Source organism: Archangium sp., from assembly GCF_036389735.1.
GTDB lineage: Bacteria > Myxococcota > Myxococcia > Myxococcales > Myxococcaceae > Archangium.
This window is the reverse complement of the sequence record NZ_DASVWK010000496.1, coordinates 1-5118: the sequence shown is the minus strand read 5'-3', so window position 1 is coordinate 5118 and position 5118 is coordinate 1. Positions and strand designations below refer to the sequence as shown.

Genomic DNA, 5118 nt, shown 5'->3' with positions numbered 1-5118 from the left:
GGGCGTCACGGTGAAGGAGGTGGTGCCGCCATGCGCCACCGTGACGCTGTTGGGCGAGAAGCTGCCCTGGCCAGCGGCCACCTGGGTGCTGACGATGTACTCGTTGAGCACGAAGGAGGCGGTGACGGTGCAGGCCGAGGTAACGGCGCCGGTGGTGTAGGTGGCGTCCACCAGCGTGCCGCCGCAGCCCGTCACACTCTGCACCGAGTAGCCGGTGGCGGGTGTCACGGTGAAGGAGGTGGTGCCGCCATGCGCCACCGTAGCGCTGTTGGGCGAGAAACTGCCCTGGCCCGCCGCCACCTGGGTGCTGACGGTGTAGGTGTTCTCCTCGGTGGGGACGTAGCCGAAGCGGATGCTCGACGCTGCCGGGTTGCCTTGAGCGACCGCCACCGGCATGGAGTAGGTGCCGTACAGCGACATGCCGTTCAGCAGCTCCTGGTTCGACGCCACCATGGGGATGGACACCGACCAGGCCCCCGCCGGGAGGATGCGCTGGAAGTAGCCGAAGCCGTCCGTCTGGAGGCTGTACGGCGCGAGACCGGAGCTATCGTTGATGGTCAGCAGCACGTTCGCCAGGCCGGTGTCGCCGTCATCCAGGGCGCCGAGGGTCGGCCGGTCCCGGAAGACGTAGCCGGCGGCCACGAAGGATCCCTCGCCCACCACCGTCACGTCCTCCGCCGTGGTGCCGAGCGCGTCGAACGGCGTAATGCCCACACCGGCGGGAGCGACCACCGCCAGCGCGTTGTCGTAGGTGCCGGTACCGGTGAGCTTGTGGACGTCCACCTCGAAGGTGAACTCCAACTGCCCCTTCGCGGGCACCGTGAGCGCGGACCACGTCGGCTGACCCTCATCGACGGAGGTGGGTGCCGGCGTGTTGGACCCCGGCCGGTAGCTGAACCCGCTCGGCAGCAGGTCGGTAACCGAGACCCCCGTCACGGGCGCGTCGAGGGAGTTCTCCAGGGTAATCGTGTACGAGGCGATCGCGCCCACGGCTCCCACGGACACCACGGGCGTGCTGGTGCGCTTCCTGGCGCTCAGTCCACCCACCGTGGTGGTGACGGAGTCGGAGCAGCCCGGCGTTGCCGCGCTGGTGCAGGAGCGCGAGTCGACGACCGCGGACGGGAGCGTCGCGGTGAGGGTCGGAATCGCCACGACCTGCAGCGAGGACGACTCCCCGGCGGCGACGCCGCCGAGGCTCCAGCTCACGTTGCCCGTCGTCCCCGCGCTCGGTGCGGCATTGGCCGCGGGCTGGGACGTGACGTAGAGCCACCCCGCCGGCAGGGCGCTGGTGACGACCACCGACGCGGCGGTGGTGTTCCCCGTGTTGGCGAAACTGAGCGTATACGCCGCGCTCCGCCAGAGGGGATCCCCCACGCTCCCGGTCACCGGTGACGCCACCGTCACCATCGTGCCGGCGAGGCCCGTGATCCGAGCGACCGTCCCGTTGATGTGCAGGTACCCTCCGACCTCGAGCAGCGCGGCGCTGTCGACCTTCAGGGCCGTCGCGCTCGAGGCATTGGCCGCCAGCCGGGCGGCGGGACCTGGCAGGCTCGCCGGGCCGGTGCTGACGAGGCTCATCTTCGGCTCCGCCGCCGCCGAGGTCTGGACGGTCGACGTGCGGAGTTGCGCGTTGCTGGCGCTCACCGAGGCGATGTTCTCCAGGAGAGTCACGCCCGCCGGCAGCGTGCCATCCACCCGCACCCGGAACCCGCGCTGCACGGTCTGCCCCGGGGCGAGGTCTCCGAGGGAGAAGACCACCTGGTTCTTGACGGCGTCGTACGACCCGCTGCCCGCGGGGACGGTCTCGACGAAGCGCGTGTGCTCGGGGAACTTCGTGTCGCGGAGCACCACGGCGCTGGCCGTGGAGGAGCCCACGCTTCCCACCGTCAGCGTGTAGTCAATGAGCTGCCCGGGCACGACGGACGCTGGCGTGGCCGAGCTGCTCAACGTCAGGTTCGCCTTGCCGTCCACCATGACGGTGACCGTGTTGCTCGTGCAGCTCACGGGCATGGACGAGCCCGTGCAGGAGCTGCTGTCGGAGACCGTGGCGAGGTCATCCCGTGCGGTCTGTCCACTCGGGAGCCCGGTCGCGGGGGTGGCCATCTGGAAGGTGAGGGTGGCCGTGGCGTCCACCGCCAGGTTGCCGATGGTCCAGTTCAGGGTGTTGCCCGAGACCGAATGGGAGGCGCCTCCCGTGATGCTGCCCGGCACGTACTCGTACCAGGGAGTGGCGACCGGGAGGGCGTTGGACACCGCCACGTTCGTCGCCGGCCCCGTGCCCACGTTCTTCACCGTGAAGGTGTAGGTCACCTTCTCCGCCGGTCCGACGAAAACCTTGTCGGCGCCACCGGTGATGACCAGCATCGGCTGGTTGCTCCCCGAGAGCGAGGTGGACGCCGTCGCGCTGACCGGTGTGGGGGTCTCGGTGCTGACGATGCTCGCCGTGTTGACGAGCACCTGGCCCTGGATGGGCGAGGCCGGCGAGTCTCCCCGCACGAACACCGTGCCGCTCGCTCCGGCGGCGAGGGTGCCCAGGGCGAAGTCGTGGCGCTGCGGGCTGCTCGCCGCCGCCGAGCACGCCAGCCAGGTCGAGCCGTTGGTGGAGTACTCGCAAGCGGTCATCCCCGCCGGGAACTCATCCTTCAGCACGACGTTGGAGGCGGAGGTGCCGCCCGCGTTCGCGTACCGCAGCGTGTAGGTGAGCTTCTCGACCGTCCCCGCGATCCGCGGCTTGTCGACGGTGTTGGACACGGACAGGTTGGCCGGGGACGTGGCCGTGCAGAACGACGACCGGGACGGATACTGGATGGAATCGTAGTGGAAGATGATGTCGCGGCTGCCGCCCGCCGAGAACAGGAAGACCCACCGCAGCTTCTCGCCGCTACGCACGACCGTGGCCGCCGGAATCGTGGCGGTGTAGCTGTACGGCTTCAGACCGTTGGAGATGGAGAACTGGGTGCTCTGTACAATGAGTTGTCCGGTGCTGGCGTTCTCCAAGCGCACATTGGTGTTGCCACCGCCCTGCGTCGCGCCGAGGGTGAAGTTCACCGTGAGGTCCAGACCCGAGAGGTCCGTGTCCTGCGTGAGGGCCTGTTGCTGGAGGAAGACGAGCTGGTTGGTCGACGACGAGGTGGTGATGGTGGTGATCCAGTCGTCGGTCGCCGTGGGCTGCTGGATCGTGGCGAGGCGGTTCGTGTTTTCCAGATCGCGCCGGAAGTAATAGACGTTGCTGCAGTACTGCCCGGTGACGCCGACGGAGGACCGGGCCTGCGCCGCGCCGCGCCCGCCGGACGCGCTGATGGTGGCGCGATTCACGCCCGGGTTCGTGTAGGTGAAGGGGGCGGCCGCCGCGGTCGCGGTGAGCGTTACCGAGCCGGTCGCGCCAATCCCCACCGTGACTCCCGCGCCTGTCGCACCATCCGCGCCATGGAACGTGACCGTTCCCGAGGAGTTCGTGCAGCCGGTGAAGTGCGGGTTGCCGGCGACCGAGCAACTGGTGAAGGTGAAGCCGTCGGGCAGCGTGTTCACGAGGAAGCTGCCGGTGGCCGAGCCGCTCCCCTCGTTGGCGTAGGTGAGCGTCCACGTGACGGTGGTGCTCGGATCGATGCGGACCGCGCTCGACGTCATCGAGAGCCGGAACGCGGGGACCGGCTGCTCGACGGTGATGGTGCTGGTGGACGAGCGCTGCAGCTTGCTGCCGCCGGGCACGGTGGCCTCGAGGTTGGCGACGTTGGCGAGCGAGGTCGCGGTGAACGCGGGCGCGACGGTGACGGTGAACGTCACGCTTCCCTTCGCGCCCGCGGCGAGCGTCCCCAACTGCCACGTCACCTGCCCGCCGCTGAACGAGCAGGTGCCGCCTCCCGTGCAGCCGACGAAGTTGACGTTGGCGGGGAGGGCGTTGGTGAGGGTCGCATTGGACAGCGTCACCGACGATTCGTTCGCGTAGGTGAGGGTGTACGTGACTGACGTGGACCCATCGGGCTTGACCGAGTACCGGCTGGGCGTCTGGGTGAGTGAGGCCCGTGCGGCGTAGATCGTGAGCGCGACGGGCTCGCTGGCGACGTTGCCGAAGCTGGTGGTTGCTCTCGCCTGGGCGTTGTAGCTCCCCGCCACGGTGCTCGCGGTCGCGGCGAAGGCCAGCGTCGCCTCCACACCTGGGGCGACCTGGACGGCGGGGCTGAAGGTCCAGGTCAGGGTGGTTCCGCTGATGACCGGGTCGGCGCTGCCGAAGGGCCCGCTGGTGCTCCCGCTGACGTAGCTGAACCCCGGGGGCAGCTGGCCCACGATGCTGGACACGTTCACGGGGAACGGGCTGGTGGGGGGGGTGAGCAAGGGGATGGTGAAGTTCACCCGCTCGCCCGGGGTGAGCTCGCTGGGGGCGCCGGTCATGCCGAGGGTCGGCGCGATTCCACAGCTGTTGAGTGCTACGTCCACTCCCGTCCCGGCGACCTGGACGCCGGTGACGAGCGGGTTGCCGTACCAGTGCTCGCTCGACCGCGGTGCCATCGCCGGAGAGTGGCTGGGGAAGTTCGCCACGGCGATGTGCCACGAGCCGTCCACGTACACCCGGCCCAGGCTGTCGCTCGTGACATAGGAGAAGGTGCGGTTGTCCACCCCGGACGGCACCATCCCGTCGTCCACGCGGGTGTTGTCGTCCACCGCCTGTACGCCAATGAGGTAGCTGCCACGTGGCAGCTCGCGGCTGTCCCAGTTGGCCCGCCACTCGTTGAGCTTGCCGGGCACCAGGGTGCCGTTCACCGCCCAGCTCCAGGTGCTCCCGTCGTTGGAGACGCCGTCACCGTTCGCGTCGTGGTAGTACCAGAAGCCCACCGCCTTGACGGAGGGCTCGACCGTCTCCTGGGCGTTCACATACAGGGCATCCTGCACCTTGGCGCTGAGCGCATAGGTCTCCGCGCAGGTGCTCGGCGCCTGGGCCGTCACCGCGGTGATGAGGGGCTGGGCGTAGGGGTCCTCCTGGTCGAAGGAGATGAAGTCGCCGAAGGGGCCGGGCGCGTTGGTGTTCGCCGTCCAGTTGCGGTTGAGGGCGCAGTCCTTCTGGAAGGGGTTGTTCAGGCTGTTGGCGGTGCAGAACAGCATGGACAGCGGCGTGGAGCGCGT

1 protein-coding gene is annotated in these 5118 nt (G+C 69.2%); it reads right to left on the bottom strand.

Annotation, left to right across the window (positions count from 1 at the left end):
• Positions 1-5118 (bottom strand): hypothetical protein (locus tag VF794_RS17425; RefSeq protein ID WP_331111817.1); only part of this gene is annotated, 5118 nt, incomplete at both ends.